This is a genomic window from Chryseobacterium sp. c4a, from assembly GCF_009900745.1.
Classification (GTDB): domain Bacteria; phylum Bacteroidota; class Bacteroidia; order Flavobacteriales; family Weeksellaceae; genus Chryseobacterium.
Map to the genome: position 1 here is coordinate 1 of NZ_WXVU01000049.1, position 746 is coordinate 746.

Below are 746 nucleotides of genomic sequence, written 5' to 3' on the forward strand. Positions count from 1 at the left end.
TCGAATATACTTTTCCGGATTATTTGGCATAGAATTCTTTAGTATAATACCATCCTTACTTCCAACATTTTTGAAAGCACAAAATGTCGCCTCGGTTCGGCGATTAGCACCGTCAATGGTACCAACGCCTATCTGCTGTCCTTTATCTCCGGATGGGGCGTATAGATATTTTCCGGGGTTATTCACAGATTCAAATGAATAGCATGATTTATTGCTGAATCCTTTTCTTACAGTAAATGTAGCATCCTTACGATCTATTACATTACTTTTAGAATTGATTACATCCGTCCGTCCTTTGGATTTACTATGTCTGAGCACACGATCCATAAATCCAGAACTAGTTACCTGAAACGAAATTCGTTTGTCTAATTCCAAATTGGTTACGGGCTCAACATTCCATAACGGATCAATAACCTTCCATACCATATCCTGGGCAAATGTATTTTGATTGGAAATACTTTTAAGGGCAGGATCTGCCCAAACCTTACCATCAACGTTTCGAATATACTTTTCCGGATTATTTGGCATAGAATTCTTTAGTATAATACCATCCTTACTTCCAACATTTTTGAAAGCACAAAATGTCGCCTCGGTTCGGCGATTAGCACCGTCAATGGTACCAACGCCTATCTGCTGTCCTTTATCTCCGGATGGGGCGTATAGATATTTTCCGGGGTTATTCACAGATTCAAATGAATAGCATGATTTATTGCTGAATCCTTTTCTTACAGTAAATGTAGCATCCT

General features: G+C 38.7%; 1 protein-coding gene. It reads right to left on the reverse strand.

Annotated features, from left to right (window positions below; genetic code table 11):
- Positions 1-746 (reverse strand): AbfB domain-containing protein (locus GTR01_RS24430; RefSeq protein ID WP_185155166.1); only part of this gene is annotated, 746 nt, incomplete at both ends.